This window comes from Micromonospora sp. C31 (assembly GCF_018070575.1).
GTDB lineage: Bacteria > Actinomycetota > Actinomycetes > Mycobacteriales > Micromonosporaceae > Micromonospora.
In genome coordinates this window covers 1-5,349 of sequence record NZ_JAGPXN010000048.1, presented here as the reverse complement: position 1 = coordinate 5,349, position 5,349 = coordinate 1, and the positions used below count along the sequence as shown (strand labels likewise).

General features: G+C 57.7%; 3 rRNA genes. All 3 read left to right on the top strand.

The features are described from left to right. The first annotated feature begins 152 nt into the window (after window positions 1-152). The 3 genes from KBX06_RS27290 to rrf all read left to right on the top strand — a co-directional run bounded on the left by KBX06_RS27290 (window position 153) and on the right by rrf (window position 5,347). A 16S ribosomal RNA gene (locus KBX06_RS27290) occupies window positions 153-1,667 on the top strand. A gap of 368 nt (window positions 1,668-2,035) precedes the next feature. Continuing rightward, window positions 2,036-5,144 (top strand): 23S ribosomal RNA (locus tag KBX06_RS27285). A gap of 86 nt (window positions 5,145-5,230) precedes the next feature. Further along, window positions 5,231-5,347 (top strand): 5S ribosomal RNA (gene rrf, locus KBX06_RS27280). The 16S, 23S and 5S rRNA genes sit together here, the layout of an rRNA operon. Window positions 5,348-5,349: the final 2 nt, after the last annotated feature.

Here is a 5,349-nt window from a genome sequence, read left to right as displayed (position 1 = left end):
GGACTGTGGTTGTTCTTTGAGAACTCAACAGGGTGCTTGATAAGCCAGTGCCAATTATGATTTATACCCCGGACTGGTCAGGCTTCGGTTTGGCTGGTCTTGGATTCCTTTGGCAACACTTTTTGTTGTCGGGACAGTTTTTCAACAAGTTTTTGTTGGAGAGTTTGATCCTGGCTCAGGACGAACGCTGGCGGCGTGCTTAACACATGCAAGTCGAGCGGAAAGGCCCTTCGGGGTACTCGAGCGGCGAACGGGTGAGTAACACGTGAGCAACCTGCCCTAGGCTTTGGGATAACCCTCGGAAACGGGGGCTAATACCGAATAGGACTACCGATCGCATGGTTGGTGGTGGAAAGTTTTTCGGCCTGGGATGGGCTCGCGGCCTATCAGCTTGTTGGTGGGGTGATGGCCTACCAAGGCGACGACGGGTAGCCGGCCTGAGAGGGCGACCGGCCACACTGGGACTGAGACACGGCCCAGACTCCTACGGGAGGCAGCAGTGGGGAATATTGCACAATGGGCGGAAGCCTGATGCAGCGACGCCGCGTGAGGGATGACGGCCTTCGGGTTGTAAACCTCTTTCAGCAGGGACGAAGCGTAAGTGACGGTACCTGCAGAAGAAGCACCGGCCAACTACGTGCCAGCAGCCGCGGTAAGACGTAGGGTGCGAGCGTTGTCCGGATTTATTGGGCGTAAAGAGCTCGTAGGCGGCTTGTCGCGTCGACTGTGAAAACCCGCAGCTCAACTGCGGGCCTGCAGTCGATACGGGCAGGCTAGAGTTCGGTAGGGGAGACTGGAATTCCTGGTGTAGCGGTGAAATGCGCAGATATCAGGAGGAACACCGGTGGCGAAGGCGGGTCTCTGGGCCGATACTGACGCTGAGGAGCGAAAGCGTGGGGAGCGAACAGGATTAGATACCCTGGTAGTCCACGCTGTAAACGTTGGGCGCTAGGTGTGGGGGGCCTCTCCGGTTCCCTGTGCCGCAGCTAACGCATTAAGCGCCCCGCCTGGGGAGTACGGCCGCAAGGCTAAAACTCAAAGGAATTGACGGGGGCCCGCACAAGCGGCGGAGCATGCGGATTAATTCGATGCAACGCGAAGAACCTTACCTGGGTTTGACATGGCCGCAAAACTCGCAGAGATGTGAGGTCCTTCGGGGGCGGTCACAGGTGGTGCATGGCTGTCGTCAGCTCGTGTCGTGAGATGTTGGGTTAAGTCCCGCAACGAGCGCAACCCTCGTTCGATGTTGCCAGCGCGTTATGGCGGGGACTCATCGAAGACTGCCGGGGTCAACTCGGAGGAAGGTGGGGATGACGTCAAGTCATCATGCCCCTTATGTCCAGGGCTTCACGCATGCTACAATGGCCGGTACAATGGGCTGCGATACCGTGAGGTGGAGCGAATCCCAAAAAGCCGGTCTCAGTTCGGATCGGGGTCTGCAACTCGACCCCGTGAAGTCGGAGTCGCTAGTAATCGCAGATCAGCAACGCTGCGGTGAATACGTTCCCGGGCCTTGTACACACCGCCCGTCACGTCACGAAAGTCGGCAACACCCGAAGCCGGTGGCCCAACCCTTGTGGAGGGAGCCGTCGAAGGTGGGGCTGGCGATTGGGACGAAGTCGTAACAAGGTAGCCGTACCGGAAGGTGCGGCTGGATCACCTCCTTTCTAAGGAGCACCTTCCGACGAAAGTCGGTAAGGAGCCCGCACTGCCCGAATGTGGTGGTGGGGTGCTCGATGGCGGAGACACTGGCGAGTTTTTTCCTGGCAACGGCCATGATCATCTAGTACGCGCTCTTCGGGGTGGTGGAACGGTGGGGTGGTGCGGCTGGGGGAGGATGTAGAGCACCCTGTTGGGTCCTGAAGGAACAACCGTTGGGTTGTTTTTTCGGAGGCTGGCTCGGAGTTTGGCTCCGGGGAGCTGCCAGGCATGGCCTGGTCTCGCATACCGATCACTGTGGTGGTGCTGGTGTGGGGCTGTGGGTTGTGGGTTGGTCGTTTGTTGAGAATTGCACAGTGGACGCGAGCATCTTTGTGGTCAAGTTGTCAAGGGCGAACGGTGGATGCCTTGGCACCAGGAGCCGATGAAGGACGTGGGAGGCCGCGATAGGCCTGGGGGAGCTGTCAACCAAGCTGTGATCCCAGGGTGTCCGAATGGGGAAACCTGGCTGGAGTCATGTCCAGTCACCCACACCTGAACACATAGGGTGTGTGGGGGGAACGCGGGGAAGTGAAACATCTCAGTACCCGTAGGAAGAGAAAACAAATAGTGATTCCGTGAGTAGTGGCGAGCGAAAGCGGATTGAGGCTAAACCGGCTGCGTGTGATACCTGTCAGGGGTTGCGTGGTCGGGGTTGTGGGACCCTGCTGAGCGGGCTGACACTCGTTCGAGAAGTTACAAAGTCAGTGGCTAGTCGAACAGTCTGGAATGGCTGACCGTAGACGGTGAGAGTCCGGTAGGTGAAAGTTGCTGATCTTCTGTGGGTGTTCCCGAGTAGCGGCGGACCCCTGTAATCTGCCGTGAATCTGCCAGGACCACCTGGTAAGCCTAAATACTTCCTGGTGACCGATAGCGGACGAGTACCGTGAGGGAATGGTGAAAAGTACCCCGGGAGGGGAGTGAAATAGTACCTGAAACCGTTCGCCTACAATCCGTCGGAGCCTTGCGGGGTGACGGCGTGCCTTTTGAAGAATGAGCCTGCGAGTTAGTGGCATGTGGCGAGGTTAACCCGTGTGGGGGAGCCGTAGCGAAAGCGAGTCTGAATAGGGCGTTCAGTCGCGTGTCCTAGACCCGAAGCGGAGTGATCTAGCCATGGGCAGGCTGAAGCGCGGGTAAGACCGCGTGGAGGGCCGAACCCACCAACGTTGAAAAGTTGGGGGATGACCTGTGGTTAGGGGTGAAAGGCCAATCAAACTCCGTGATAGCTGGTTCTCCCCGAAATGCATTTAGGTGCAGCGTCGCGTGTTTCTTGCCGGAGGTAGAGCACTGGATGGTCTAGGGGGCCCACAAGCTTACCGAAATCAGCCAAACTCCGAATGCCGGTAAGTGAGAGCGCGGCAGTGAGACTGCGGGGGATAAGCTTCGTAGTCGAGAGGGAAACAGCCCAGATCACCAGCTAAGGCCCCTAAGCGTGTGCTAAGTGGAAAAGGATGTGGGGTCGCATAGACAACCAGGAGGTTGGCTTAGAAGCAGCCACCCTTTAAAGAGTGCGTAATAGCTCACTGGTCAAGTGGTTCCGCGCCGACAATGTAGCGGGGCTCAAGCACACCGCCGAAGCTGTGGCATTCACATTTTTACCTCGCAGCGCCTTGATGTGTTGTGCAGGTGTGTGGATGGGTAGGGGAGCGTCGTGCCGGGGGTGAAGCAGCGGGGTGACCCAGTTGTGGACGCGGCACGAGTGAGAATGCAGGCATGAGTAGCGAAAGAAGGGTGAGAAACCCTTCCGCCGGATGACCAAGGGTTCCAGGGCCAGGCTAATCCGCCCTGGGTGAGTCGGGACCTAAGGCGAGGCCGAGAGGCGTAGTCGATGGACAACGGGTTGATATTCCCGTACCCGCGAAAGAGCGTCCCTGATGAACCTCGTTGTGCTAACCACCCAAACCAGCTGAGACCTTCGGGTTGAGGTTGGGGAGCGTGGGAACCTGGCGGGTAGTAGTCAAGCGATGGGGTGACGCAGGAAGGTAGCTGAGCCCGGCCGGTGGTTGTGCCGGGGTAAGCGTGTAGGCCGTGTTGTAGGCAAATCCGCAGCACATGAAGGCTGAGACGTGATGCCGAGCCGATTCAGGTGAAGTCAGTGATCCTATGCTGCCGAGAAAAGCCTCTAGCGAGTTCTTAGCGGCCCGTACCCCAAACCGACACAGGTGGTCAGGTAGAGAATACCGAGGCGATCGGGCGAACTGTGGTTAAGGAACTCGGCAAATTGCCCCCGTAACTTAGGGAGAAGGGGGGCCGGAGACGTGAAGCCCCGCGCGGGTGGAGCGTTGTATGGCCGCAGAGAGCAGGGGGAAGCGACTGTTTACTAAAAACACAGGTCCATGCGAAGAAGTAATTCGATGTATATGGACTGACGCCTGCCCGGTGCTGGAACGTTAAGGGGACCTGTTAGCTCTTCGGGGCGAAGCGGAGAACTTAAGCGCCAGTAAACGGCGGTGGTAACTATAACCATCCTAAGGTAGCGAAATTCCTTGTCGGGTAAGTTCCGACCTGCACGAATGGCGTAACGACTTCCCCACTGTCTCAACCACAGGCCCGGCGAAATTGCATTACGAGTAAAGATGCTCGTTACGCGCGGCAGGACGGAAAGACCCCGGGACCTTTACTATAGCTTGACATTGGTATCCGAATTAGCTTGTGTAGGATAGGTGGGAGCCGGTGAAGTCCATACGCCAGTATGGGTGGAGGCAATCTTGAAATACCACTCTGGTTGGTTTGGGTATCTAACTTCGGACCGTTATCCGGTTCAGGGACAGTGTCTGGTGGGTAGTTTAACTGGGGCGGTTGCCTCCTAAAGGGTAACGGAGGCGCCCAAAGGTTCCCTCAGCCTGGTTGGCAATCAGGTGTTGAGTGCAAGTACACAAGGGAGCTTGACTGTGAGACTGACAGGTCGAGCAGGGACGAAAGTCGGGACTAGTGATCCGGCACTTGCGAGTGGAAGCGGTGTCGCTCAACGGATAAAAGGTACCCCGGGGATAACAGGCTGATCTTCCCCAAGAGTCCATATCGACGGGATGGTTTGGCACCTCGATGTCGGCTCGTCGCATCCTGGGGCTGTAGCAGGTCCCAAGGGTTGGGCTGTTCGCCCATTAAAGCGGTACGCGAGCTGGGTTTAGAACGTCGTGAGACAGTTCGGTCCCTATCCGCCGTGCGCGTAGGATACTTGAGAAGGGCTGTCCCTAGTACGAGAGGACCGGGACGGACGAACCTCTGGTGTGCCAGTTGTCCCGCCAGGGGCACGGCTGGTTAGCTACGTTCGGAAGGGATAACCGCTGAAAGCATCTAAGCGGGAAGCTCGCTTCAAGATGAGGTATCCCACCCCACTTTGTGGGGGTAAGGCCCCCAGCTAGACGACTGGGTTGATAGGCCGGAAATGTAAGCCCGGTAACGGGTTCAGTTGACCGGTACTAATAGGCCGAGGACTTGACTACCAAGCTGCTACGCGTCCACTGTGCAACTCTCGATGAACGAACAACAGACCACGTGTGTGTGGTGTTGTTTGACATATCGATAGAGTTACGGCGGTCATGGCGGAGGGGAAACGCCCGGTTACATTCCGAACCCGGAAGCTAAGCCCTCCAGCGCCGATGGTACTGCACTCGGGAGGGTGTGGGAGAGTAGGACACCGCCGGACAA